The sequence below is a fragment of the Cytobacillus sp. Bva_UNVM-123 genome, assembly GCF_046351715.2.
GTDB lineage: Bacteria > Bacillota > Bacilli > Bacillales > Cytobacillaceae > Cytobacillus.
In genome coordinates this window covers 2,212,432-2,237,832 of the sequence record NZ_CM177772.1, presented here as the reverse complement: position 1 = coordinate 2,237,832, position 25,401 = coordinate 2,212,432, and the positions used below count along the sequence as shown (strand labels likewise).

The window sequence follows — 25,401 nt, the reverse complement described above, 5'->3', positions numbered from 1 at the left end:
ACTACAAGAAGATACCTCCACAAGCAATCAACACGCAGGCACTATTGTTAGTGCCTGTATTGTGTTGTGATATACATTTTTACTCTTTTGTTTCCTACTCTCCTCCATCATCACAATCTAGAACTTCGTTAATTTCGTATTTACTTTCATTCATACTGTAAATTGTATTATCTTCTTTGCCATTCGATTTTCGAATAAAATCAGACAAGGTAAAAGTTTCAAGAACTTTCTCCCTTTCTTTATGATTTATTAGAAAAAATATTGTGACAACAACTGCTACTGCCAACAATTTCATAACCTCACTCCTTTATGGTCAGTATATATTTTATTAGAGTGAGGCGTGAGGCTAAACTAAACTCACCTTTTGTTTACAAAAAATGCCTTTTGTATTAATGTTAGATTAATATTGTCAATATTTTCATGGTGGTGTGATATATGCAGTTAATTAAACGTCTAGCCTCTAATCTCCTGGGTTTATTAATTGGTTTCATCATTTATTATCTTTTTACTGGTGAAAGTGTTGATTGGTTGCTTATTGCACCTTTTTGGAGTAAATCTTATCGTTGTAATATTAACTATTTTATTAGGTAATGGTAAGCTTGGAAAAAAACTTAAATCGAAAAATAAATAATCAACTAAACTATCAGCGAGTTTCATATTTAATTATCACGATGTTTTAAAATTTCATAAACTCATAAGCTTCATTCACCAATCCAAAGACACAATTCATATATTTGTCATATGTCACACTTATATCTAATTTTTAGGGTAGTAAAATTATTGTGATAGTATAAACATTCCTAAGGAGCTGAATCCAATGAATTCAAGACACCCAAAGTCCTTCGCTTGTTATTTATTGATTACTCTGCATTTTTTTCTAGGGATAGGGGCGCTTTTTAGTGGAGCAGCTTTGATTCTATTTCCTGATGGCTCGATTTTGCAGCTGCCACTCAATATATTAGAGCACACACCGTTTCAAAGTTTTCTTATTCCAGGCCTTATCCTATTTATTGGACTTGGAATTGTACCATCTATCACCGCAATCTTTCTTATCTCAGAAAAACCATTTATCGCTGAAAAGCTTAGTATCTATAAAGACACACATTGGTCATGGAGTAGTTCTCTTTACATTAGTTTTATCTTAATTATTTGGATTACGGTTCAAATTTATTTGACTCAATTAATTGAATTTATACATGTATTTTATATATTCCTTGGTCTTTTAATTATGGCAATTACTCTACTCCCATCTGTAAAAATGCACTATTCAAATACCAATTTGTCTCACACACTATTAAAAAAATAAAATGCTAAACCAGATTGCTTTTGAGCCTAAAGGGCTCTTTTTTATTTAGGTACTTCCATTACTTTTTTATTAATTAATAAATAGGTAATTTCATTAGGACAAATAGTAGGTTTATTTCATAATCTAAATTAATACTATTTTAATAATGAAGGAGATAAAATGTATTATAAAAATTGGGGACAACAATGTCCTCCTCAAATTTGTCCACCTAAAACACTACCCACTCAATACGATCCAGGACAAATTTCGCCAACAAAACAATATGCAGCCCAGTCCTATCAAATGAAGTAGTGTCACATGTTCATCCATCTCATAACACTACGGTAAATCAACATTTATTACCCATAAGCACTATTTCCCTCACACTGAATCTGTCGTAAACGTATGCAAGGAACAACATATTATGTGCGGAGCACCTTATAAACCTCGCTGCACACTAGGACGACCTTTTGGATATTAAGTAGTAAAGTCCCTCAATGGGGGCTTTTTTCTTTTATTCCATTCTGTACACATAATATGTTGTTGGACCATGGTTAAAAAATGATAAAAAAAATTGAAAATATCCGATAAAATTGAATAAAATTTAGTAGACTTAATTAAGATGATTTCATCCCCTTATCATCATTCAAGCACTAATGAGGACCCCCTTAATTGATTTGAAGGGGTTTTTCTATTTATAGAAAACATAATATTTCGGTGTAACCAAATTTAAATGCTCTTCAACAAATCCGTCTAACGCCTCCAACTAGTCTGATTTTAAATAGTCTCCTACTTCATTTTTTAGACTTCCACTACCTTTATAATGAACTTCGAGGAATCTTCCCCGTAAGGAAGGAGGTAGTTTAAATATGAAGATTAGTGAATATATCAAAGAATATTCAGATATAGTTGTTCTTAACATGTATAGAAGCGTTCTTAGATATCGGGAATCTAGTAAAAATACTAATCGACACGAAACTGAATCTCTATTAATGATACTTGAATCAGAAGTAAAAAAGCGTAAACTGATTTAGTATTAACATAGGTGTAATTACGCTCTAGATTCACATTAAGGGGAAGGTTCTTCGTAATTATCTTCCCTATCATTTAGTTCATTACATTAACGGAATGTGGTATTAATCTTTTTCCCACTCCCACAAACATAACAGCCCTTTTGCTGGTATTGGCTCGGGCAATACATATAGATTCATAAGTTCCCATGCATAGCGACCTTCTGAGTAGTCCCCAAACCACCATTCATCACCTTCAATGAGTAAACCATTTTCCATTCCTGCTTTTTCTTCATCGTACATAGACATATAATCCGCTGTAACCTTATGGCACTCCACTATATCTACTGTTGCGATAACCGCACCGGCTGGTAATTCTTCATGTGATTTAATTTCTTATTGTTCAATAGTCGTTTTTAAGATTTGCATTATTGTGCTAATATTTACATAAATAAAAATACTAGGAGGATACCTTTATGAAATCGTATGAAACTAAAGTAAAGGAATTTTTAGAATCTAATAATGTAAATGCTGAACACTTCGTATTTAAGCAATCTTGCCATTCTGTACAAGAAGCTGCCGAAGCAGTAAATGGTTCAGCAGATGATTTCGTCAAAAACATTTGTATGATTAACTCAAATAATGAATTAATAGTGGCTATTGTAAAAGGAAACAATAGAGCTAGTACAACTCGTGTTGCAAAATCATTAAATATAGAAAGGCCTAGACTTGCTAATGGAAACGAAATTATTGTACGTACAGGTTTTCCTCCAGGTGGAGTTCCTTCTTTTGGTTTTCAAGCAAAATTTTTAGTTGATCCAAAGGTGACAAATATGGAGTACGTATACACTGGTGGTGGTTCTGAGAACTCATTAGTTAAAATTAATGTGAAAGATTTATTAGAACTCAACAAAGGAACTATTGTTAAAATAAGTAAATAGCGATTCTTATCAACCGTATAAAATGCTGTTGTTTTTTGTATTTTAATTTGTACATTTTTTATCAATTACCCATTTACAAATGTTGAAAAATTCTTTTTCTAGTACGTCCAAATGCAACATTATAAATCAAATGTTTTTTAATAGTTTTGACATATACAACATTCCATTATTGATAGAATTTACTTAGGAGATATTTTCTAATAATGGAAGGGCTGATTTGTATGCTTAATGTTCTACAAGATTTCTTTTTTAAAAATGTAATCCTTCCAACTGTCTCACTAATTAGTGGCATAGCGTTGCTTTATTTGGCCGCAAAGTATGGAGATTCTATTTTCGAACTCCTCTTTAAAATATAGCTTAATTAATTACAGTAAATGAAGGCGTTACATGTGAAATGCTGGAGTTTTTTATTATCCGCTCTTCTCATTTCCATAGGCGTTACTATGTGTATTAATTTTGTAAATCTAGATAAAAGTCATTCAGAATTCAAAAGTGTATATTCAGGTTTTAATGGAGCCATTTTGACAGCAATATAAGATAGTGATGGCATTGAGTATTTTGAAAACTATAAAAATGACTTTATTGAGAAGGGTTCATCACTTTGGATAAATTTTTATAGAGTAGCTACTGCACTCGCTCCTGGTATTACATCATTAATTCTTGGACTAACTTTCCTTTTACACCAAGTTATGAATACTCAGAGAACTATTAATAAGCATTGTTGAGTTTCATTTACCATCTCCGTAAAACATACGATTCTTGTGCTTTTGTTGAATTTCTAACCACAGTAATTTCTGTGTTTTTTTATGAAACATAAAACAAAATAAGTTACTTATTTTTTCCCTCTTGGTAACTCTTTAAAATGCATAATCCAACCTTGAAACAAAAGGCGAAATTCATTTAATCCAATATTTCTACCTTTGGCTATGGTTTGTTGAATTACTTTTCCTCCTGGTGTTGTATCATTCGGATCGTGCCAAAGAAATTCAATGAAATCGGCATCTTGCTCGATTGAACCCGATTCCTTAAGATGAGAAAATTGTGGTTTTTGTGCTGCTTCAAATCCTCTTGATAATTGATTCAACATCATAAAGGTATCATGTATAACTCTATTGAAAAGGCAGTTACATTACAAAAGGTTGAAAAGAATCTGTGTGCTGGCGTAACGATAAAAGGCAAAGTCGCAGAAAAGACAATCGAATTTATTGAATCTGAGAACATTGCTAAATTTTTAAAGTCAGCATACGAATATGGTTATATTTATTGGCTATTTTATAAGCTCCTTATTGAAACTGGATTGTGAAAAGGTGGGGCAGCTGCTCCTCAGTGGACTGATGTTGATTTGAAAGAAAAAACAATTAACATAAATAAGACACTAGATTTTAAAGAGGCATCAAAAAATCCAGATGAAATGTTTGGTGATCCGAAAACATATTATCTCAATAAGCCAATCCCCCTTGCTAACGATTTACACTTCCACAAAAAAATATCAGAACCAAAATAAAATTGCATTAAATGACAATTATCATTTCGATTTAAACTAGTTCTTTGCCGAAACGATGGGAACTATATGCCTAAATCAAGCCAATTTAATTCTTTTTCCAGAATATTAAAAAGAGCAGGGCTCCCTTCACTACCTATTCATTCACTAAGGCATACACATGCTGTGCTTCAGCTAGAGGCTGGTACAGATACGCGAAATACCTTCAAGAACGATTAAGTCATGGGAGCATGCAAATTACTTCAGATGTATATTCGCACATTAGTAAAAAATTGAAATAGATAGAAACAGAAAATTCGAGGAGTATATGAAGAATGTCCTCGAATAATTTTTATAAAATAAAATCGGGCAATTATCGGGCAGTTATAAAATTCAATGTTTTATAACCATATTGCCCGATAAACAAAAAGCCCCGACACCAAACGTATCAAGGCTTTCCCCGATTAATACATACTCATATACTGCTCTCGCTCCCACGGATGGACTTGTGTACGGAACATATACTATGGGAGAAAAGCAAATCAAAGTTGGCTGAAAATGACCAGTCTACAGCTTTTGTAAAAGTCGTAAATCAAAATGAATCATATTAGCTAAAACTTTTGTGGGCATTTTGTGGGCAGTTCATATGAATATATTAAGAGAGTTTCGAGCATATTGACGGAAACAACTTGTAACTCTCCTATTAAAAATATTTTTTGTTAACAATACCCTTTCCAAATTTGGAATTAATAGTATACTTGTACTATAAAAATATAGGAGGGAATGGGTATTGTTGTCTAAATTATTTAAATCAATTGTTGTGCTAATGTTAGTAGTAGGAATGGTATCTTTTAATGGAAAGAGTGCAAGTGCTGCTAAAGTTATGTGGGGGAAAACGGAACTAAAACTAGGGCAAATAGGTAAAGTTACTATCCTATCTGATACAAACTTGGTCAAAACGGAGAGTGACGGGTCATTGTCTACTGTTCGTTCGATGAAAAAAGGCGAAGAATATCGGGTTTACAGCTACAAAAATGACCATGGTGGTTTATATGGTGTAGGTGGTGGAAGTTATGTTCAAAAGTCCACAAAAATAAAATATGAAACTCCATCTAAATCAAAACTAGCTCTATTACAGCAGGGATCTACTAAAGAGGAAAATGTCCCTAGAGAATATAAGGCGGCATTAAAAAAAGCAGAAGCATATGCTAAAACTATGCACATGTCAAAAGCAGGTATTTACGACCAATTAACATCTGAGTACGGTGAGAATTTCCCTGCGAAAGCTGCTCAATATGCAATTGATAATATTGTTCATAATTGGAAAGAAAATGCATTGAAAAAAGCACAATCATACGCGGAAATAATGAGTATGTCGAATTCTGCTATTTACGAACAATTGGTTTCAGAATACGGGGAGAAATTTACTCCAGAAGAAGCAAAATATGCTATTGAGAATTTAAGATAAACCCTAACTATAAGGGTTTATCCAACTACAAATCCGTCTCATCACGAGGCGGTTATTTTTTTACATTGATTATCGAACGAATGTTTGTATATACTCTTACTAAAGAGTTATATAAAAGGATGGTGACTATGGCAGTTATACCTTCTGAAGCACTAGAAGTAATTGATAAAGCTATGTATCTTCCAATGGTATTAACAATTTTGGATCGTGACAGATCAATATTTGAAAAAGCTCCATTTAAACTTAAACAACCTTATCTCACTTTAATAGAAGAAACTATAAAAGCTGTGGAAAAGGATTTAAAAGAAGTTAAGTTCAAAATAAAAAAAGACAGCATTAAGGTTCTAAAAATTGGACAAAATGAAAACTTTACACAGTATGTGTTTTATTACAGAGGATATGACGAGCAACGGGATTTTTTTAAACCTCGCCTACGTAATAGAACCCAAGAATTGTTAGAGCATTATTTATATAAACGATTTGATTAGCCACTCTCAATGAGTGGTTTTTTTACAAATTTTTCACAGGGACTTTCTGCCTAAATGTCTAATTATTAATGTAAGGCGGTGATTGTATGATTGCATTTATCGAGAACGGTGTAACATACAGTATTTTTGCAACCAAGGATGAGGTAACCGTCATTGCTAATACAGATGAGTTTGCTCTAAAAGTTAAAAGTAAAACATTTAAAGCAGCTATTGCGGATGCTAAAAAGGCAGTTAAAGAATTTGCTGAACCTGTGGTTGATTTACCTTTTTAACAAACCTAAGTGTGTGTAATCTATTGTTACTGCTCTACTCAAAGACATTGTATGTTATAATGTGTGTAATGTATAACGTTTTTTGGAGATTGGCTTCTTGCCTTTCTATTAACTTAGTAGGAGGGATTTAATTGGAATATAATCCTATAGAAGTATTGATTTTATTCATTGGTGTTTATTTGTTTTTTGCGGTTATTAAACTTGATAGTCGTATTAAAGGTATGAAATACACTTTAGATCAGATTTCTAAACATCTGGATACCCCTGAAAAACCAATAAATAACGAATTACTAAATAACGAATTACTAAAACTTCTTAATGAAGGCAATGATGTTAAAGCAGTAAAAAAGGTTAGAGAAACATTAGGACTTTCACTATTAGAAGGAAAACAGTACGTTGATGCTTTAAAATTTGAAGATAAGTAAATTCAAGTCAAATAATTCGTAACGTGAATTCATGATATAATGACTACAAATCAATAAAACACAAAAATTACACACATTAAAATAAACATAATTTCCATTTTGAAGATAAAAAAGCCCCTACTCATTGAAGTGACCCCTAAAAGTTAGACACGGTTATCTCATTAGGCAGCGGATTGGGTATGAGTCCGATATTGTATCGGACTCATGCCTTTTAATTTTGCCTTAATTCGTTTGTTGTTATAGTACTCGATATATTTTTCTAGTTCTAGTTTAAAATGTTCTACACTTTCAAATTCTTTCAAATAGAGAAACTCTGATTTCATGATACCAAAGAAATTCTCCATAACGGAATTATCATAACAGTTTCCCTTACGGGACATACTCTGGGTGATTCCTCTTTTTTGTAAAGCCTGACGATATTTCTTCATTTGATACTGCCAACCTTGATCTGAGTGCATAAGAGGCTGGTGATCTTCCGGCAACCGTTCTAGTGCTTGTTCCAGCATCGTTGATACGAGAGAGTACGTTGGTCTAGAGCCAATCGTGTATGTGATAATCTCCCCATTGAATAAATCTAATACAGGTGAAAAGTAAAGCTTCTCTCCAAATAATTTAAACTCTGTAATATCCGTTACCCATTTCTCATTCGAATGATCCGCTCTAAATTGACGATCTAAAATATTGGGCGCAATTTTACCTACTGCCCCTTTATAAGATTTATATTTTTTCATGCGTACAAGGCATTTTAAACCTAAATCCTTCATGATTCTTTGTACTTTTTTATGATTCACTTTTTTACCACGATTCGCTAATTCATCACGAATTCGACGGTATCCATAACGACCTTCATGTTCGTCATAAATAGCTTTTATTTCGATTTTTAAATCGGCATCTGGATCGGGTTTATCCATTTGTTTTACATAATAATAGTATGTGCTTCTATGGATCCCCGCTAGCTTCACTAATTCTATCACCGGAAACTCATGCCTTAATTCATAGACTACTTGCGCTTTGTCTTGTTTGGTGATTTTTCCTTGTTTTGAACTAAGGCATTCAACTTTTTTAAATACGCATTTTCCATTTCAAGCTGCTTAATACGTGCTTCCAGGGCTTCGACAGATCCTTCGGCTGGTAATTGATTTGTTTGTTTCATAGACTCTTTTTTCATGGATAGACACCCTTTCTTCTTGGATTGAAGGGCATCTAATCCTTGTGTTTCAAATTGCTTTTTCCAAACAAGAATTGTGGACGGTGCCCGCTATATTAAAGATAGCAGCTGTTTCAACAAAGGACGTACCGTGTTCAATCATATAATTTAGTACGTCTAGTCTAAACTGTTGTGTGTAATTTGTATATCGCTTTATAAATGCATCAACACCATTGTATTCGTATTGTTTAACCCATTTAAGAATTGCCTTATGATTAGTTCCTAATGATTTGGCTATTTCATATGAACTCTCATTTCCATTTAAGTAACGACTAACTGCTTGTACTTTGTCTTCTGAAGTAAATTTAGCCATATAAAAACTACACCTCCAATTGTTAGTTGGTGTCTAACAATTGGGGTGCAGTTCAAAATGGATTGCTACAGCATTTTTAACTTCTGCACTTATTTTAGGTATTTCCTCAATTGCACATGCTGATAAAAAAGTTGAAGTAATAAAAGCTGCCGATTATGAGATTTAAATATAAATCGAACCGAATATCCTTTGCCTAACCAGTTTGCTTCAGAGCCTAAAAAGGCTCTTTTTTTGGTGTGTAGTAACTTCCTTGCTTAACTCATTTCTTCATCGTCATTAGTAACAATTAACTAATTTTATAAAAAATCACAAAATAACGTATCCTTGGTTTTGTAATTTTGCTAATATTATGTCAAACAGATAAAAGGTGGTGATATTGTGAAAAAAGGATTAATTAAAATTGGTCTAGCAATGGTTCTTCTTGTATCATTCTCATCTACTGTTTCTGCTTCTACAACTACTTCTTCTATAATTAAACCTAATGCATGTAGTACCCCAAACATTTATTGTTGGGAATTCTATTAAAGTCTAAGGGAGAGCGAATCATTCGCTCTCTTGCTATTTAGGCATCATTATTACTCTTATGTTTACTTAATAGTTTTGTGTTATTATTTACTTATAGGTATTATAATAATCTATCGATAGGGTGATATTTATGAATATTCAAAGAAATAGTTTTGCTGTTTTACCCACTAATCTAAATCGATCTGTAAGTAAAGCTAGTATCCAAAAACAAAATGACTTTAATATAGATGAGAAGAATGATTTTAAAGATATGCTTTTGTTAATGATAAAATTAAATAATGAAAAAAAAATAATGCAAGCTTTAGGTAATAGCGATGCAAAAATACCAAAAACTGATAAAGAGTCTATTAACAAAAACAATGATAATGAAAATGAGCCCTGTCAAACTGATTTAGAAAAGAAAATGGATACCGATGCAATGGATAATGCAAATAATGATCTTAATGCAAAAGAATTGGAAGCAGCTAGTATTAATCTAATTGCCAAGATTCTAGGGATTAACGATAAGGAATATTCTTTTTAATAGGAACCCTAATGGGTTCTTTTTTACTCTTTTTTATTAAAATAACGACTGTTGCTTATATCCGTACTCTGCAGCATATGGGTTAATCCAAAGGACTTCTTTTCTCTTAAGGCCATATTCAGCTAAAGCAGGAGTCTCTTCTTTTCTCCAATCTTTCAAGTAGCTGTCATATAAATCATTCCGGTACCCAGAGAGCAAAACAGGTCCTTTATGTTGCAACAAAGCTTCCAATAATTCGATGTGATCTTCATCGTTCATTTCATGTTTGTACTGCTTAGCTGTCCTTGTTTCTAACAAATATGGAGGGTCTGCATAGATACAAACATTTTTATAGTTATGACGTTGAATCACTTCAACACCTGGTCGTTTTTCAATCTGTGCCATTTTTAATCTTTCTTGGACTTGAAGTACCCATTGAGGGAGACGGTACCAGTTGAACAATGCATACGCTCTTTCTCTACCTTGAACATCGTTTTTCCAACCTACCTTATAACCATTTGTTCTAAAACCATGACCCTGCCAACATTGGACAAGGAACCTTCGAGCCTTTTCAACTTCATCAGCCGGAGCTTCATTTTCAAAGGTTAAATCGTATTCAAGTCTAGAATAAGGAGTGCATTCAATAACTCTGGCCAGTTCTTCTGGAGCTTCCCTTACAACTTTAAAAAGGTTATAAATATTGTCATCAATATCATTTATTGTTTCGATTGGACTTGGGGTTTTCGTAAAGAAAACTGCCCCACTTCCGAAATATGGCTCAATATATGTGTGGTGCTCAGGCATATGGCTAATTATCCAGTTAGCTAGAGACCATTTTGAGCCTGGGTAGTTCAATATTCTCGGAATAGCCATCATGCTGCCCCTTTCTAGTAAACTTGTCGTGGTAGCCCCATTCCTACCGGAAATGGAGGTCCACCCTGTTCCTTGTAAACTTAATAATTCATTAGTTGATTACATTTGCTATAATAAGGAATATCTGTATATTTGATGGAGGTCAAAAATGAGTAAATACACAGCTATTTCTTTATTGATTACTTTTTCCTGTATTGTAGGTTTCTTCGTTTTGGCTCCAATTATGGGTGAAGCGGATGCTATTTCATTAATCATGATTGTTGGTCTTGTTATTATTTTGCTCCTATCCTTCGTAATTGGATATTTGCTGAAGATAATAGATTTACTTAAGAAACAAGATAATTTAAAGTAAACATAATACAAACCGAGTCAATTAATCTTTCAATTTCCCAGGCTTAACGAAAATATTTCTCCAAGCTGTTTCATCCTTCATCCGATTGATTTCTTTACAACGGCGAGCGAGTGATTTGCTCAACCGCCGTTGTGCATCATCCTTTTTACTGTTTCCCTATCAATTCCAAGGAATGTTTACCGTAATAAACATCTTTTGCCTTAATCCATAAAGGATAGTCTGGCAATTCTTCTGATCCTGTGTATTTCACAATAATAATGGAGTCAACTAAGTTTTTATCAACTATCCCTAAACCTTGATATAAAACTTTCCCTTTTCTGTTCCTATAGATAATATTAATTTGATCCCAATCTTGATTTCTTCGCTAAAAATCGGTGATTTAAAACATATGTCTCTTTTCATCCCACTCGTTCCTCCTGATCCCCACGATATTCACTAGGATTAATGCCTGCTGGTATTCTCCATCCGTTCGCCGCAATTCGGTCAATAAGCTTCTTAGCATTATCAAATGACCATGTGCCAACATGGTCAAAACCTCTGCCCTCAAGAAAACGAATCTGTTTAGGGGTAGTCAAGCCTTCTTCACGACGTTTATCTAAACGTTCTAATAGCTTTGTAGCTTTACCAGCGTTGTCTATTTCATCAGGCAAGATTCCTAGCTTTTCTAGTGTTTTAACTTGCTTCTCACTTGGCGGCCCCATTTCCCAACCGAACGCTGGAACATAGTTTGCTAAGTCCTCAGCTTGGATACTCATTTCAAATTGGAGAGGATCGACAAGTTTACGTTTACGTTTCTTCATTTCTGCTAACTGTTTGGCAAGAGCTTCTTCACGCTGCGCAACAACGTCCTCGACTGCTTGTTGTTCAACAATCTCCAAATCTAGAGGAATGCCAGCTTCTTCAATCTGCTTCGTCATCGCTTTTGCCACTTCTTCATTTTCAGCAATCAAGTGCGCCGGATGACATAGCTCATGTCGATCTGTATGCCAAAGAAAATCTAGCAATAATAATTCTGTTTTACCTTCAAATAGTCGGGTACCGCGCCCCACCATTTGGCTATATAAGCTTCTAACTTTTGTTGGCCGCAAAACTACGACACAATCGACTGATGGACAATCCCATCCTTCCGTTAAAAGCATAGAATTGCATAATACGTTATATTTACCTTTATCGAAATCTTCCAATATTTCAGCTCGGTCTTTCGACTCTCCGTTAACCTCTGCTGCCTTAAAGCCTTTTGAGTTTAATAGTTCAGTAAACTTTTGACTTGTTTTAACTAATGGGAGGAACACGACAATCTTTCTGTCATTTGCATTCTTCCACATTTCTTCAGCGATAGATTCAAGGTAAGGCTCTAAAGCTGTACCTAAATCACTTGTTTTAAAATCCCCAGCTTGCTGCCCAACAGAAGACAAGTCTAATTTCAAAGGGATCGTTAACGCTTAATGGGGCTTAAATATCCTGACTTAATTGCTTTTGGAAGCGTAATTAGTTGTCAACATAATAAGCTAACATTTTTGTTAGGTTTATTTGTTCATCGTTAAGGATGGTTGATATGGCAACGTTAGAACGTATTAAAAAACTATGTAAAGAACGTAGTATCACTGTGAGTATTTTAGAAGAAAAGCTAGATCTCCCCAATAATACTATCTATCAATGGAAAACAAGAACTCCCAGTACCGATAGGTTAGAAAAAGTTGCAGACTACTTTAATGTATCTGTCGATTATCTTTTAGGTAGGACGAAAGAACAAGATATCGATACGATCGCAGCTCACTATAACGGAGAAGATTGGACTGAAGATGAGTTGGAAGAAATTGAACGTTTTAAGGAATTTGTTAGATTAAAGAGAAAGCAAAAAGGAGAATGACATGTATGAAGCACTTCTAAGAGAAGCATATGATCAGAATGTAGAAATTTATGAAAAGCCCATGAAACAGACCATAAGGGGATTGTACAGTGACAATATCATCTGGATTAACAAGTGTATCCCCTCTGCCGCAGAAAGAACTTGTATTCTTGCTGAAGAGCTTGGACACTATCACACGACAGTAGGCAATATTTTAGACCAAACGAAAGTTGAAAATCGGAAACAAGAATTGAGAGCGCGCTACTGGGCTCATGAAAAGCTAGTGCCTCTCCATAAAATTGTACAGGCCCAAAAGGAAGGGATACGCAATCGGTTCGAATTAGCCGATTATTTTGGTATTACTGAGGAGTTTTTAGAAGAAGCACTAAAAAGGTATAAAGAAAAGTATGGTTTATTTACTATCGTAAATGGGATCGCTTTATACTTCGACCCTCTAGGAACATTAGAAATGATTGTCTGAAAAAATTTATCTTTTAACCTCCTAAGGCGGTGATAGTAATGTAAATGATAATAATTACTACATACAAAACTAAATGAAAGGAGAAATAAAATGGCTTCATTCCACAAGTATAAAAAGAAAGGTTCGAATAAAGATTTTTGGGAATACCGCATACGTTATAAGGATCCTATTACTCATGAATTTAAAGAAAAATCCAAGAAAGGTTTTACAGGTAAACCTGAGGCAAAATTAGCAGCTGAGGAGGCAGAACGTTTAATTCGTGAAGGCTATGAAGAAACTGATATTTCCCTAAAAGTATACCTAGAAACATGGCTTGAAGAACATAAAAAAGGCTCAGTAAGGAAAAATACCTTTGAGCTACATGAAAGAAACGTAAAAAATCACATTATTCCTTACTTCAAGAATATCCTGTTAAAAGATGTTAAGCCGCTAATGTATCAAAAGTTTATCAACCACTTGCACGATAAAGAATATAGTAAAAGGACCGTAGAAATAATTCACAGCACTATGAATAACGCTTATGAAAAAGCTCTCATCCTTCAGAAAATAGATAAGAATCCATGTGTTGGCGTTACTATTAAGGGTGAAGATAAAAATGAGAATATCAAATTTATTGAGTCTGAACAAATCTCAAAATTTCTTCAGGAGGCATACAAGTATGGTTACGTCTACTGGATATTCTATAAAGTTCTTTAGAAACTGGATTACGAAAAGGTGAAGCAGCTGCTCTTCAATGGACTGACATCGATCTAAAAGAAAAAACGATAAATGTAAATAAGTCACTTGATTTCAAAGAAGCAAGCAAAGACAGAGATAAAATGTTTGGAGATGTAAAAACATATCGTTCTAAGCGGACCATCACTTTAACTCAATCACTTACTAACGACTTACGATTTCACCAAATTTATCAAAATCAAAATAAGACTGCTCTTAATGATGTCTATCATTTTGATTTAAACTTAGTCCTTTGTCGAGAAGATGGTAACTATATGCCGAAATCGAGTTTATTTAATTCATTTACGAGAATTTTAAAAAAAGCTGGACTACAAACTTTCCGATACATTCTTTAAGACATACACATGCTGTTTTGCAATTAGAAGCTGGAGCTGACATGAAATATATTCAAGAACGACTTGGGCATGGTAGCATGCAAATTACATCGGATGTTTATTCTCATATTAGCAAAAAAATTGAAACAGACAGATCAAATAAATTCGAGGAGCATATGAAAAATGTACTCGAATAATTTTAATGAAATAAATGTGGGCATTTTGTGGGCAGTTCATTTCAGAGCCCTTTCACAGGAAAAGTGCCCACAAATAAAAAAGCCCCGACACCAAAGGCATCAAGGCTTTCCCCGATTAATACATACTCATATACTGCTCCCGCTCCCATGGATGGACTTGCGTACGGAACATATCCCATTCAATTTCCTTTGCTTCCACAAAGTGTTCGAAAATGTGTTCACCTAAAGCAGATACGATGACTTCGCTTTGTTTCAGTTTTTCTAGCGCTTCTGCCAATGTTGATGGTAAGTCAGCTATGCCTTCAGCAATCCGCTCTTCTTTGCTCATTACGTAAATATTGCGATCTACGGAAGCAGGGGGAATAAGATTATTTTTAATTCCATCAAGACCCGCTTTTAATAATACCGCCATGGCTAAATATGGATTTGCTGCTGGATCTACACTGCGCACTTCGATTCGTGTACTCACTCCTCTTGAAGAAGGAATACGAACGAGTGGAGAACGGTTTTGAGCAGACCAAGCGACATAGCATGGTGCTTCGTAACCAGGAACTAAACGTTTGTATGAGTTCACAGTCGGATTTGTGACAGCTGTAAAGCTTGGTGAATGTTTTAAGATACCGGCAATAAATTGACGTGCATCATTACTCAATTGCAGTTCGCCCATTTTATCAAAAAATGCATTTTCGCCATTTTTAAAGAGTGATACATTACAGTGCATTCCTGAGCCTGCTACGCCAAACAACGGTTTTGGCATGAATGTCGCATGTAAGCCATGCTTACGGGCAATCGTTTTTACAACTAATTTAAATGTTTGGATTTGGTCACATGCCGTAAGGGCATCTGCATATTTAAAGTCAATTTCATGCTGACCAGGGGCAACTTCGTGGTGAGATGCTTCGATCTCAAAGCCCATTTCCTCTAATTCGAGCACGATATCACGACGACAGTTTTCACCTAAATCCGTAGGAGCTAAATCGAAATATCCTCCATTGTCATTAAGCTCTAGAGATGGATTTCCGAATTGATCTAGCTTGAACAAGAAGAATTCAGGTTCAGGTCCTAAGTTAAAATCGGTAAAGCCCATTTCTTCCATTTCCTTTAACACACGCTTTAAATTATTGCGAGGATCGCCTTGAAATGGTGTACCATCTGCATTGTAAATATCACAAATTAGCCTAGCCACCTTGCCTTTTTCAGCTGTCCATGGGAAAACAACCCATGTGTCTAAATCTGGAAATAAGTACATATCAGACTCTTCAATTCGAACGAAACCTTCTATGGACGATCCGTCAAACATCATTTTGTTCTCTAGCGCTTTTTCAAGCTGGCTAATCGGAATTTCGACGTTTTTAATCGTTCCTAAAATATCTGTAAATTGTAATCGAATAAACTTTACGTTTTCTTCTTCTGAGATTCTTTTAATATCTTCTTTGGTGAATTTCGCCATAAAAAGGTTCCTCCTAATTTTTTGAGTAAAACGATCCTTAAATCTCATCCATTAATGAAAAAAACGATTCATGCTTCCCTGTTGTGAAGAAGATAAGTTGAACCTCCCAGCACGGACAATTTCCTTGCGCAAAATTCTTCTTATTTCATCATTTGATAATTCCTTCTCTTGTTTCTCTTTTTGTGTATCTGTTGGCATTTCATTCGTGTATGTGGCGAAAATCCGTTTTATCCCCGCCATATTAATGCCTTGATCAATTAAATCTTTTATTTCGAGAAGCTTATCAATATCATTAAGGGAAAACATTCTTCGATTTCCTTCAGTTCTTGCTGGAGAAATCAATTGGTGCTCTTCATAATACCTAATCTGCCTTGCTGTTAATTCAGTTAATTGCATGACAGGACCAATTGGAAAAAGCGGCATGGAACGACGAATCTTGCTTCCAGTCACCCTTTTCTCCTCCTTTTCTTTTTATGAAAATAAATATAATCGATGTAAGCTTTGTTGTCAATAAGATGTTAGGTTTCCTCACATTGAAAAATCACAAAAAAAGCAGCATTAATTTGCTACTTTTTTTCTCTAACATTGAGACTTTATTTAAAGTTGGATAAGATCCATTTCTGACAATCTGTTTAAGGCGATACACACGGCAATTTTTACATGAGAATATGTTAACCCACCTTGTACATACGCGGCATATGGAGGCCTAATTGGTCCGTCCGCAGACAATTCTATGCTTGCTCCTTGAATAAATGCCCCTGCTGCCATAATCACCTCATCCTCATACCCTGGCATAGCACTTGGATAGGGCGTGAAATGAGAGTTAATTGGAGCTGCATACTGAATTGCTTGGCAAAATGCAATCATTTTTTCACGATCATCAAATTGGACTGACTGGATTAAGTCTGTTCTTTTTGCATTCCATTTTGGCGACGAATTCATCCCGAGATGTTCTAAAATAGCAGCTGTAAATACAGCACCTTTTAAGGCTTGACCGACGATATGTGGAGCCATAAAAAACCCTTGATACATTTCTAACAAACTATATAATGAGGCTCCTGCTTCAGCACCTATACCAGGTGAAGTTAATCGATAAGAACAAGCCTCTACCCATTTTTCTTTCCCTACTATATATCCCCCTGTCTTTGCAAGTCCTCCTCCAGGGTTTTTGATTAATGAGCCGGCCATTAAATCCGCACCTACATGACATGGTTCCAGCCCTTCAACAAACTCGCCATAGCAATTGTCAACGAACACGACAACATCAGGCTTGATTTCCTTTACAAACTTAATCATCTCTTGAATTTCCGCTATCATAAAAGATGGTCGTGTTGCATAACCCTTTGATCGTTGAATTCCAATGAGCTTTGTATTTGGTTTAATGGCGTTAGCAACAGCAGAATAATCAATCTTTCCCTCATTTGTTAATGCCACACTATTGTAAGTAATTCCGAATTCCTGTAAGGATCCGACGCCATTTCCCCTGATCCCGACTATTTCTTCAAGTGTATCATATGGCTTTCCAGTTATATAAAGTAATTCATCCCCTGGTCGCAAGACGCCAAATAATGCGATCGAAATCGCATGAGTACCAGAAATAATTTGAGGACGAACAAGAGCTGAATCCCCTCCAAATACTTCGGCATAGATTTTTTCAAGTGTATCTCTGCCAGCATCATCATATCCATAGCCTGTTGTTGGAATAAAGTGAGAATCACTTACCTTATGATTTTGAAAGCTTTTCAATACGCGGAATTGGTTCTCATCAATTTGATGATCAATTTGATTTATGACGTTAGCAATTTGCTGCTCAACCGTGTTTACAATCGGCTGTAATTTTTCTCCATATGTTAATTGTTGAAGCATGATGTTCTTTATTCTCCTATCTAAACTGTATATTTATTTAATTTTCCTGCAATATGATGATCTGGTAAAAAGTAGCCGCTGCATTCATATAATTGTTTTTCCTCTAAAAATAACAACTCACGTAGGATCGTTTCATTTTTCAGTTGAGAAAGCAATTTTCCTTCCGAAGATGGGATTTCTACATGATATTGAGTCATTTGTTCGAGAACCGTTTCCTCAATAAATCTTTTTAATTCGTTTCGATCCTTTTCATCTAAGGCACTGATTTGAATGGCCTTTGTTTTAGCAGTTGGTACAAAGTCAGGATGCTGATGATCAATTTTATTATAAACAGTAATTTGAGGGATTTTTTCTATTTCTAACTCAACAAGTAACTGATTGACTGTTTGCTCATGCTGAAAATAATCAGGATTTGAACTATCAACAAGATGTAATAATAAATCGGCTTCCTTGACCTCCTCAAGTGTTGAACGAAATGCAGCAATAAGACTTGTCGGTAAATCTTGAATAAAGCCAACCGTATCTGTTAATAAAGTCAAAAATCCACTCGGTAAAATCAACTTTCTCGTCATTGGGTCAAGGGTAGCGAATAATAAATTTTCTTCTAGGGTTCCTGCCTCTGTCAAACGGTTAAACAATGTTGATTTTCCCGCATTCGTGTAACCCACAATAGCAATTTGAAAAGCTTTGTTCTTTTTTCTTCTCTCACGATAACGTTCACGGTGGCTAACGATTGTTGAAAGCTGTGTTTTAATTTCATTTATTCTATTTCGAATATGACGACGGTCAGATTCTAATTTCGTTTCACCTGGACCTCTTGTGCCAATTCCGCCGCCAAGCCTTGATAATTGGGTTCCTTGTCCAGTCAGTCGAGGAAGTAAATACTGAAGTTGCGCCAATTCAACTTGTAGTTTTCCTTCTTTCGAACGAGCTCTTTGCGCAAATATATCCAAGATTAATTGTGTTCGATCAATAATTTTCGCATCAAGGTTAGCTGAAAGATTACGGACTTGGCTTGGCGATAATTCATCATTAAAGATAATAATATCTGCCTCAAGCTCAGCTTGTAATGCAGTCAATTCTTCAACTTTTCCTTTTCCAATATATGTAGCTGAATGAATGCGATCTCTTTTTTGGATTAACGAAGCAAGCACTTTTCCTCTAGCTGTATTCGTTAAAGATTCTAGCTCTTCCATCGAATAGCTAAAACGGGCATCATCTTCAGCTGTTTGACACCCAACGATAATGACTCTTTCAAAGTTTGGTTTTTGTTCCAATCAAAATCCTTCTTTCCTCTTAATACTTTATCACGAAGTATATTCATCCTCTTACATCATAGCAAAAACGAGGGCTAAACTCTAATTTTCGTTTAAACATCGTTTGCATCTTTTACAAATGTAACTCATTTAACAAAATAAAATAAAAAGAGTCTGCGAGATATGCTTGCTCACAAGACTCCATATAACACTTACTACACCAACCACTTAATCCTCTTCAAAGACGAGGTCATTGCTTCTTATCGTTATTAATTCGTAGCGGTCAAAGTTATTTTGCATCAATAGTCTCATGGCTTGGGTACGAATTGACTTCTCTAGCACATTTCTAATATAGCGACCATTTGAAAAGCTCGGAGGATTGATCACTGTTTTGACCCATAATAAGTGTTCACGGAGCTTTCTCTCCGCTTCGTGACTTAATATATACTCTTTTTCTTTCAGCATTTTCCCGCTAATCTCCATAAGTTGTGAAATTGAATAATCAGGAAAATCAATTACGAGTGGAAATCTTGAGTGAAGACCTGGATTTAATGATAAGAAGTAATCCATTTCTCTTGAATATCCTGCTAATATAAGGATGAACTCATGCTGCTTATCCTCCATATGTTTTACAAGTGTATCAATTGCCTCTTTTCCGAAGTCCTTTTCTCCCCCTCTTCCTAGAGAATACGCTTCATCAATAAATAAAATTCCGCCAATAGCTTTTTTTATTAAATCACGTGTTTTTTGTGCTGTATGACCAATATATTCTCCGACAAGATCTGCTCGTTCCGCTTCAATTAAATGTCCTTTTGATAAAACATTCATTTTTTGAAAAAGCTGGCCAATTAAGCGAGCGACTGTCGTTTTTCCAGTCCCTGGATTACCTTTAAACATCATATGCAATGCTTGCTTACCTGCCTTAAGGCCTAATTCCTCACGTTTTTTATTCACATAAATCCAGGCATATATTTCTTTAATCATTCTTTTCATTTCTTCCATCCCGATAAGTGCGCTCAATTCATTTTCTATATCCTTCAGCGCTGCGTGTTCAGCAGGGATCTCTTTTTCAATGGTATGAGAATCTGGTAATTCTTTCTCGACTGTTTTTCGTTTCTGCGAATTTAGGACAATACTTATTTGTCCATTATTTTTTAAGCGGATCGGTTGGTCCAAAAGCATTCACCTCTCGTTCTCATGAACAGTATACGTAAGAAAGTTCTGATTGTGACAAATGCCTATTTTTTTGAAAAAAGGTTCACTCTATATGTATTCAAATTATGTTGATTTCATTAAAGTTTTTCCAAAACAATCGAGTAGGAGGGGGTGATTAACCCCCGACCTCTCACACCACCGTACGTACGGTTCCGTATACGGCGGTTCAATTAAGATGAGTAACGCAAAGATTCGTAACGAACTTGCAGACTTCTTAACCCTTGCTTTTCCCAGTAGGAAATGCCGAGGGTTCTGTGTAATATGGGGCTATTTGAAATTCGCCAGTAGCCTTTTCGACTGTTTCCCCACTCATATGCTTTTCCATAAGGAATGTTAAAGCGAGCGAGATTTCTGACTCTTGTTCGTGGGCTCTTCCAATTCTTCCAAAGGCACATTCGCAATCTTCTTTTAATCCAGCTGTCTAAAGATTTAAATATTGTTGGTGTCTCTGCGAGCGCGAAGTAACCACACCAGCCAGTTAGATATTGATTTAGTTTTTCAATGCGATATTCCATTGGAAATGGCATCTTTCTTGAGGTAATTTCTCGTATTTTTTTCTTCATTCGGTGTAGGCTTGTTTTCGCAATACGAACCTTCGGTTCTTTATGGTAGGTAAAACTAAACCCTAAGAACTTCCGATTCCACGGTCGGTCTACTGCTGACTTTTGTTCATTTACTTTAAGTCGTAGTTTTCCTTCAATAAATCGCTGTACACTTGCCATCGTACGTTCGCCTGCACGTTTACTTTTCACGTAAATATTACAGTCATCTGCGTACCGAACGAATTTATGACCTCGTCTCTCTAATTCTTTATCGAGCTCATCTAACACGATGTTTGAAAGTAACGGGCTGAGTGGACCACCTTGTGGTGTTCCTTCTTCTGTACTTGAAATCACTCCATTTATCATGACACCGGCTTGGAGATATTTTCGGATGAGTTTGAGTAATGGCTTATCTTGAATTCTTTTTGCTAATGTACTCATTAAGCGGTCATGATTGACTTTGTCAAAGAACTTTTCTAAGTCCATATCGACAACCCATCGATATCCTTCTTTCAAATAACCTTTCGCTTTTCGGACAGCGTCATGGGCACTCCGATTTGGTCGAAATCCATAACTATTATCCGAAAATATTGGATCATATTCCTCTGATAATATCTGCGATATAGCTTGTTGAATCAAACGGTCTGTCACGGTGGGGATACCTAGTAAACGCACACCGCCGTCTGGTTTCGGGATTTCGACACGACGCACCGGTTGCGGTTCATAGGTTCCCGCTAGAATCTGCGATTTAATGGATTCCCAATTTTCGAGGATGTGCTCTCGTAAGGATTTTACGGGCATCATGTCTACTCCATGGCTTCCTTTATTCGCCTCAACTCGCTTGAGTGCTTGTATCATATTCAGTCGTGCTAAAATTTGATTCAATTTCACCATTTCGTTCCTTTCCGTGAATAACTTGTCTTCTTATAACCGCCTGAACTACACCCTCCATGAAGCACCTCATGGGATTCACCACTACCTTCATCATGTGAGGTTTCTCTGTTTTCTGTGTTCCATCATCCAGAACGGCATGCCAAGGGCTATTCTCTCTTAATTGTTCAGTCCTTCCAAATGGTTCTAGACCCATTTGTACTATGACCTCTGCTGACTTCTGATGATTCAGCTACTTGTCGCCAAGTAGGTTATGAAGGGTACTTCATGTTCTCATCAGACCTCCCCAGGTAAGAGTGCAATCTTTCCCTCCACCTATCTGCTTCATTTACTCTGTATCACCTTCGACAGAAAGGACTTTGTTTTGTTTCGCAAACTCGTCCAATGATACCTAGCCTCATATGAAGTTCGTGTTCCTCAGACCGGAGGTTTGCCGCCCGCTTCCTTCAGATTCTGCGTCACCACAGACACCCTTGCGTTAAGCTACTGCTACTTCTGCCTTCACAGTTCGGGACTTTCACCCTATAGATTGCACCCATGCTGGGCGCACGAAATAACCCGCTCCTAAAAAAGAGCGGGTTAACATCATTCTATATAAATCAAACTAACCATTAAGCTTGAGCATCAAGGTCTAATTGAACATTTCGCTGTGGAGCAAAAGTAGAGATCGCATGTTTATACACAAGCTGCTGCTTTCCTTCTGATTCAAAAAGAACGGTAAAATTATCGAATCCCTTAATTTGACCTCTAATTTGGAATCCATTCAACAGAAACACAGTTACGTTTGTATTATCCTTACGAAGCTGGTTAAGAAATTGGTCTTGAATATTAATTGAAGTTCTCATTCTAAATCCTCCTCTTTTATCTCTACTACTTATGTATTCGATTTTATTTTTAGCTTTCCTTCAATATGTGCTGAAATTTCCGCAAGTTTTTTTTCAAATATGGTTGATTCGTCTACTTTCGACATGTCATACCAATTAACCGTCATTTTATTTCGAAACCAAGTTAATTGTCTCTTTGCATAACGCCTAGAATTTTGCTTTAATTGTTCAATGGCTTCTGCAAGGGTTGAGCGATTATCAAAATAATCGTACAGTTCCTTATATCCGATTGCTTGAATTGATTGACAATTCCTCAGACCACGTTTATAAAATTTCTCAACCTCAAATATTAATCCCTCTTCAAGCATGATGTCTACTCGCATATTAATTCGTTTGTATAATGCTTCTCTATCCATCGTCAATCCTATCACTGAAGCATCATAAACTAACTCCGGATGTTGATTTTTCTGAAGTTCGCTCATCGTTTTGCCAGTACAATGATAAACTTCTAAAGCTCGAATGACTCTACGAATATTATTCGGATGAATTCTTTCCGCACTCTCAAAATCAATTTGCTGCAGCTCTAAGTGTAATTTCTCATTACCTTCTATTTCAACCCTTTTTTCGAGTTTTCGTCGAAAATCTTCATCAGAAGGTGCTTCGGAAAATTGGTAATCATAAATAACAGATTGAATATATAATCCAGTCCCACCAACAATAATGGGCAATTTCTTACGTTGATTAATTTCAGAAATTTTCATTCTAACAAGTTCTTGAAACTCAGCAACGGAAAATGATTCTTCAGGTTCTTTAATATCGATTAAATGATGGGGAATGCCCTTCATTTCATTCGATTTGATTTTCGCCGTACCAATATCCATTCCTTTATAGACTTGCATCGAATCTCCACTTATGATCTCACCATTAAACTTCTTTGCTAGTTCAATACTTAATTTCGTTTTTCCTACCGCAGTAGGACCTATTAGCACCACCAGCTTTTCTTTATTTTTCAAACTGTACTCACTGCCTTTTCTGCGGATACTTCCCCTCTATCCTATCATAAAGTGGAATTACTTTCAGCGAATAGCCATTATAAAGTGAAACTTCAATTTATAGGGAGCTTCATTCGTTAATCTGCTATAAAAATTTAGTGTATGATCCAACATTTAAGCATTATTAACAGAATTTCAATAACCTATTCAAATTCATCCATTTAATACATACTATTGTCCCATTTTAAATAAAGTTTATTGGATTATTTTTCAAAAATCATTACAGTTTATTAACGTTTTGATAACAATTCGGATTAGCCCCCATAATCATGTTAACGTGTTAGAAGATTATAAATGAGTATGAATTAAAGGGAATTAGGTGAGAGAACATGATGTCAAATTCTGAAATAGGAATTGATCTTGGAACAGCAAATATTCTAGTTTATTGCAAAAATAAAGGCATAACTTTTAATGAGCCATCTGTTGTAGCCATAGATACAGTCACTCAAAAGGTGCTTGCTGTAGGAAAAGAAGCTAAAGAAATGATCGGAAAAACACCTGGTACAATCGTTGCTATCCGTCCACTGAAAGACGGCGTAATTGCGGATTACCAAACAACAACAGAAATGCTGCGATATGTAATGGGAAAAGCAACGAAAAAAGCAAATATTTCTTTTAGAAAACCGAATGTTGTCATTTGTACTTCATCAGGTTCTACAAGTGTAGAAAGACGAGCCATTCATGATGCAGTCCGTAATGCTGGTGCAAAACAAGTTCATTTAATCGAAGAACCTGTTGCCGCTGCCATTGGCGCAGGCTTGCCTGTTGATGAGCCGATTGCTAATGTAATCGTAGATATAGGTGGTGGTTCCACAGAAGTTGCGATTATTTCATATGGTGGAGTAGTTGCGTGCCATTCCATCCGGATTGGTGGAGACAAGCTTGACGATGATATTATTCAATTCGTACGCAAAGAGTTTAATGTGTTAATTGGAGAAAGAACAGCCGAGCAAATTAAGATAGAAATCGGCTATGCTCTCATTGACCACACTGAATTGAAAATGGATGTTCGTGGCCGTGATCTTGTTACTGGCCTTCCAAAAACCATCAATTTGTCCTCGTATCAAATTCGAAATGCGATGAAAGAATCATTATTACAAATCCTTGAAGCTATTCGTTCAACATTAGAGGATAGTCCAGCAGAATTAAGCGGAGATATCGTTGATAGAGGAGTTATTTTAAGTGGTGGTGGCGCTCTAATCAATGGCTTACAAGATTGGATTTCAACTGAAATTTTCGTACCTGTACATTTAGCACCGAATCCTCTTGAATCAGTTGCAATCGGAACAGGTCAGGCGTTGAAATATATTGGAAAGCTGCAAACCGCATTAAAGTAAAATCAGCATAGCAAAACGAGGTGTGCGGTAGCCCCTCGTTTTCAATTTATGATTCTATTTTTAGGTAAAAGGAAGCATTTATCTATATAACTTTTGAAAGGAGAGTTGGAATGTAGGAAAATTAACGATCTTCAAGGGATTTTATTTTCTTTTCGAGCTCTTCTATTCTTTTTGCTAAAGGGACGGTTACGGCCCATGTATAAAATTGATTGACTTCGCGAAATGGATTTTTTCCGTCCGTAATTCCTAAG

The 25,401-nt window shown here is 35.6% G+C and carries 29 protein-coding genes and 2 pseudogenes; 14 read left to right on the top strand and 17 right to left on the bottom strand.

What is annotated here, in order from left to right; genetic code table 11:
* Nucleotides 1-94: 94 nt before the first annotated feature.
* Nucleotides 95-295 carry a hypothetical protein gene (locus KDN24_RS11045; protein ID WP_491348414.1) on the bottom strand — a complete coding sequence of 67 codons (201 nt, stop codon included), beginning with the start codon at nucleotides 293-295 and terminating at the stop codon, nucleotides 95-97.
* Between the two features lie 522 nt (nucleotides 296-817).
* On the opposite strand from KDN24_RS11045, the gene KDN24_RS11040 reads away from it, so the two are divergent.
* Nucleotides 818-1,306 (top strand): hypothetical protein, encoded by a 489-nt coding sequence (locus KDN24_RS11040; RefSeq protein ID WP_409972502.1) that lies wholly within the window; start codon nucleotides 818-820, stop codon nucleotides 1,304-1,306.
* A gap of 1,115 nt (nucleotides 1,307-2,421) precedes the next feature.
* Here KDN24_RS11040 and KDN24_RS11035 read toward each other — a convergent pair.
* Complete coding sequence (locus KDN24_RS11035; protein WP_409972501.1) at nucleotides 2,422-2,634, bottom strand: hypothetical protein; 213 nt, start codon at nucleotides 2,632-2,634, stop codon at nucleotides 2,422-2,424.
* A gap of 137 nt (nucleotides 2,635-2,771) precedes the next feature.
* Between KDN24_RS11035 and KDN24_RS11030 the strand changes: the two genes are divergently transcribed.
* Nucleotides 2,772-3,236 carry an aminoacyl-tRNA deacylase gene (locus tag KDN24_RS11030; RefSeq protein ID WP_409972500.1) on the top strand — a complete coding sequence of 155 codons (465 nt, stop codon included), beginning with the start codon at nucleotides 2,772-2,774 and terminating at the stop codon, nucleotides 3,234-3,236.
* Between the two features lie 832 nt (nucleotides 3,237-4,068).
* Here the strand turns inward: KDN24_RS11030 and KDN24_RS11025 are convergent.
* Nucleotides 4,069-4,323: a DnaB-like helicase C-terminal domain-containing protein gene (locus KDN24_RS11025; RefSeq protein ID WP_409972499.1), complete on the bottom strand. Its 255-nt coding sequence runs from the start codon at nucleotides 4,321-4,323 to the stop codon at nucleotides 4,069-4,071.
* Nucleotides 4,324-4,335: 12 nt separating this feature from the next.
* On the opposite strand from KDN24_RS11025, the gene KDN24_RS11020 reads away from it, so the two are divergent.
* The 5 genes from KDN24_RS11020 to KDN24_RS11000 all read left to right on the top strand — a co-directional run bounded on the left by KDN24_RS11020 (nucleotide 4,336) and on the right by KDN24_RS11000 (nucleotide 7,369).
* Nucleotides 4,336-4,539 carry an integrase gene (locus tag KDN24_RS11020; protein ID WP_409972498.1) on the top strand — a complete coding sequence of 68 codons (204 nt, stop codon included), beginning with the start codon at nucleotides 4,336-4,338 and terminating at the stop codon, nucleotides 4,537-4,539.
* Between the two features lie 970 nt (nucleotides 4,540-5,509).
* The gene (locus tag KDN24_RS11015) at nucleotides 5,510-6,184 is read left to right on the top strand and encodes an Ltp family lipoprotein (RefSeq protein WP_409972497.1); all 675 of its coding nucleotides are present in this window, start codon (nucleotides 5,510-5,512) and stop codon (nucleotides 6,182-6,184) included.
* Between the two features lie 128 nt (nucleotides 6,185-6,312).
* A complete protein-coding gene (locus KDN24_RS11010; RefSeq protein WP_409972496.1) occupies nucleotides 6,313-6,672 on the top strand; it encodes a YhjD family protein in 360 nt (119 codons plus the stop codon).
* Between the two features lie 86 nt (nucleotides 6,673-6,758).
* On the top strand, nucleotides 6,759-6,944 hold the full coding sequence (locus KDN24_RS11005) for a hypothetical protein (protein ID WP_409972495.1): 186 nt from the start codon (nucleotides 6,759-6,761) through the stop codon (nucleotides 6,942-6,944).
* A gap of 131 nt (nucleotides 6,945-7,075) precedes the next feature.
* Nucleotides 7,076-7,369: a hypothetical protein gene (locus KDN24_RS11000; protein ID WP_409972494.1), complete on the top strand. Its 294-nt coding sequence runs from the start codon at nucleotides 7,076-7,078 to the stop codon at nucleotides 7,367-7,369.
* A gap of 161 nt (nucleotides 7,370-7,530) precedes the next feature.
* On the opposite strand, the pseudogene KDN24_RS10995 reads toward KDN24_RS11000, so the two are convergent.
* Nucleotides 7,531-8,889, bottom strand: a pseudogene (locus KDN24_RS10995) (IS3 family transposase).
* Between the two features lie 40 nt (nucleotides 8,890-8,929).
* On the opposite strand from KDN24_RS10995, the gene KDN24_RS10990 reads away from it, so the two are divergent.
* Nucleotides 8,930-9,055 carry a hypothetical protein gene (locus KDN24_RS10990; RefSeq protein ID WP_491348413.1) on the top strand — a complete coding sequence of 42 codons (126 nt, stop codon included), beginning with the start codon at nucleotides 8,930-8,932 and terminating at the stop codon, nucleotides 9,053-9,055.
* A 181-nt stretch (nucleotides 9,056-9,236) separates the two neighbouring features.
* Here KDN24_RS10990 and KDN24_RS10985 read toward each other — a convergent pair whose 3' ends face one another.
* On the bottom strand, nucleotides 9,237-9,392 hold the full coding sequence (locus KDN24_RS10985; RefSeq protein WP_409970536.1) for a hypothetical protein: 156 nt from the start codon (nucleotides 9,390-9,392) through the stop codon (nucleotides 9,237-9,239).
* A gap of 152 nt (nucleotides 9,393-9,544) precedes the next feature.
* Between KDN24_RS10985 and KDN24_RS10980 the strand changes: the two genes are divergently transcribed.
* Entirely contained in the window at nucleotides 9,545-9,937 is a 393-nt protein-coding gene (locus KDN24_RS10980) for a hypothetical protein (protein ID WP_409970535.1), read from the top strand.
* 36 nt (nucleotides 9,938-9,973) lie between these two features.
* On the opposite strand, the gene KDN24_RS10975 is transcribed toward KDN24_RS10980, so the two are convergent.
* Nucleotides 9,974-10,789 (bottom strand): DNA adenine methylase, encoded by an 816-nt coding sequence (locus tag KDN24_RS10975; protein WP_409970534.1) that lies wholly within the window; start codon nucleotides 10,787-10,789, stop codon nucleotides 9,974-9,976.
* Nucleotides 10,790-10,937: 148 nt separating this feature from the next.
* On the opposite strand from KDN24_RS10975, the gene KDN24_RS10970 reads away from it, so the two are divergent.
* Nucleotides 10,938-11,141, top strand: a complete 204-nt coding sequence (locus KDN24_RS10970; protein ID WP_409970533.1) for a hypothetical protein — start codon at nucleotides 10,938-10,940, stop codon at nucleotides 11,139-11,141.
* 21 nt (nucleotides 11,142-11,162) lie between these two features.
* On the opposite strand, the gene KDN24_RS10965 is transcribed toward KDN24_RS10970, so the two are convergent.
* Both KDN24_RS10965 and KDN24_RS10960 read right to left on the bottom strand, forming a co-directional pair.
* On the bottom strand, nucleotides 11,163-11,264 hold the full coding sequence (locus tag KDN24_RS10965; protein ID WP_409970532.1) for a DUF3983 domain-containing protein: 102 nt from the start codon (nucleotides 11,262-11,264) through the stop codon (nucleotides 11,163-11,165).
* A 275-nt stretch (nucleotides 11,265-11,539) separates the two neighbouring features.
* Nucleotides 11,540-12,568: a helicase-related protein gene (locus KDN24_RS10960; RefSeq protein ID WP_409970531.1), complete on the bottom strand. Its 1,029-nt coding sequence runs from the start codon at nucleotides 12,566-12,568 to the stop codon at nucleotides 11,540-11,542.
* Nucleotides 12,569-12,696: 128 nt separating this feature from the next.
* Between KDN24_RS10960 and KDN24_RS10955 the strand changes: the two genes are divergently transcribed.
* The 3 genes and pseudogenes from KDN24_RS10955 to KDN24_RS10945 all read left to right on the top strand — a co-directional run bounded on the left by KDN24_RS10955 (nucleotide 12,697) and on the right by KDN24_RS10945 (nucleotide 14,717).
* Complete coding sequence (locus KDN24_RS10955) at nucleotides 12,697-13,011, top strand: helix-turn-helix domain-containing protein (protein WP_409970530.1); 315 nt, start codon at nucleotides 12,697-12,699, stop codon at nucleotides 13,009-13,011.
* Nucleotide 13,012: 1 nt separating this feature from the next.
* Nucleotides 13,013-13,471 carry an ImmA/IrrE family metallo-endopeptidase gene (locus tag KDN24_RS10950; protein WP_409970529.1) on the top strand — a complete coding sequence of 153 codons (459 nt, stop codon included), beginning with the start codon at nucleotides 13,013-13,015 and terminating at the stop codon, nucleotides 13,469-13,471.
* 90 nt (nucleotides 13,472-13,561) lie between these two features.
* Nucleotides 13,562-14,717, top strand: a pseudogene (locus KDN24_RS10945) (tyrosine-type recombinase/integrase).
* Nucleotides 14,718-14,832: 115 nt separating this feature from the next.
* On the opposite strand, the gene glnA reads toward KDN24_RS10945, so the two are convergent.
* The 9 genes from glnA to miaA form a co-directional block, all read right to left on the bottom strand.
* A complete protein-coding gene (gene glnA, locus KDN24_RS10940; RefSeq protein ID WP_409970528.1) occupies nucleotides 14,833-16,167 on the bottom strand; it encodes a type I glutamate--ammonia ligase in 1,335 nt (444 codons plus the stop codon).
* Nucleotides 16,168-16,218: 51 nt separating this feature from the next.
* Nucleotides 16,219-16,617: a MerR family transcriptional regulator gene (locus KDN24_RS10935; protein WP_491348412.1), complete on the bottom strand. Its 399-nt coding sequence runs from the start codon at nucleotides 16,615-16,617 to the stop codon at nucleotides 16,219-16,221.
* Between the two features lie 147 nt (nucleotides 16,618-16,764).
* On the bottom strand, nucleotides 16,765-18,033 hold the full coding sequence (locus KDN24_RS10930) for a methionine gamma-lyase family protein (RefSeq protein WP_409970526.1): 1,269 nt from the start codon (nucleotides 18,031-18,033) through the stop codon (nucleotides 16,765-16,767).
* A gap of 20 nt (nucleotides 18,034-18,053) precedes the next feature.
* Nucleotides 18,054-19,310, bottom strand: a complete 1,257-nt coding sequence (gene hflX / locus KDN24_RS10925; RefSeq protein ID WP_409970525.1) for a GTPase HflX — start codon at nucleotides 19,308-19,310, stop codon at nucleotides 18,054-18,056.
* A 207-nt stretch (nucleotides 19,311-19,517) separates the two neighbouring features.
* Complete coding sequence (spoVK, locus tag KDN24_RS10920; RefSeq protein ID WP_409970524.1) at nucleotides 19,518-20,465, bottom strand: stage V sporulation protein K; 948 nt, start codon at nucleotides 20,463-20,465, stop codon at nucleotides 19,518-19,520.
* A gap of 209 nt (nucleotides 20,466-20,674) precedes the next feature.
* Nucleotides 20,675-21,937 (bottom strand): group II intron reverse transcriptase/maturase, encoded by a 1,263-nt coding sequence (gene ltrA, locus KDN24_RS10915; RefSeq protein WP_491348469.1) that lies wholly within the window; start codon nucleotides 21,935-21,937, stop codon nucleotides 20,675-20,677.
* A complete protein-coding gene (locus tag KDN24_RS10910) occupies nucleotides 21,879-22,133 on the bottom strand; it encodes a hypothetical protein (protein WP_409970504.1) in 255 nt (84 codons plus the stop codon). Before KDN24_RS10910 ends, ltrA begins: the two co-directional genes overlap by 59 nt.
* A gap of 415 nt (nucleotides 22,134-22,548) precedes the next feature.
* Nucleotides 22,549-22,782: an RNA chaperone Hfq gene (gene hfq, locus KDN24_RS10905; protein ID WP_409974883.1), complete on the bottom strand. Its 234-nt coding sequence runs from the start codon at nucleotides 22,780-22,782 to the stop codon at nucleotides 22,549-22,551.
* A 29-nt stretch (nucleotides 22,783-22,811) separates the two neighbouring features.
* Complete coding sequence (gene miaA, locus KDN24_RS10900) at nucleotides 22,812-23,774, bottom strand: tRNA (adenosine(37)-N6)-dimethylallyltransferase MiaA (RefSeq protein ID WP_409974882.1); 963 nt, start codon at nucleotides 23,772-23,774, stop codon at nucleotides 22,812-22,814.
* Between the two features lie 368 nt (nucleotides 23,775-24,142).
* On the opposite strand from miaA, the gene mreBH reads away from it, so the two are divergent.
* The gene (gene mreBH / locus KDN24_RS10895) at nucleotides 24,143-25,150 is read left to right on the top strand and encodes a rod-share determining protein MreBH (RefSeq protein ID WP_409974881.1); all 1,008 of its coding nucleotides are present in this window, start codon (nucleotides 24,143-24,145) and stop codon (nucleotides 25,148-25,150) included.
* Nucleotides 25,151-25,401: the final 251 nt, after the last annotated feature.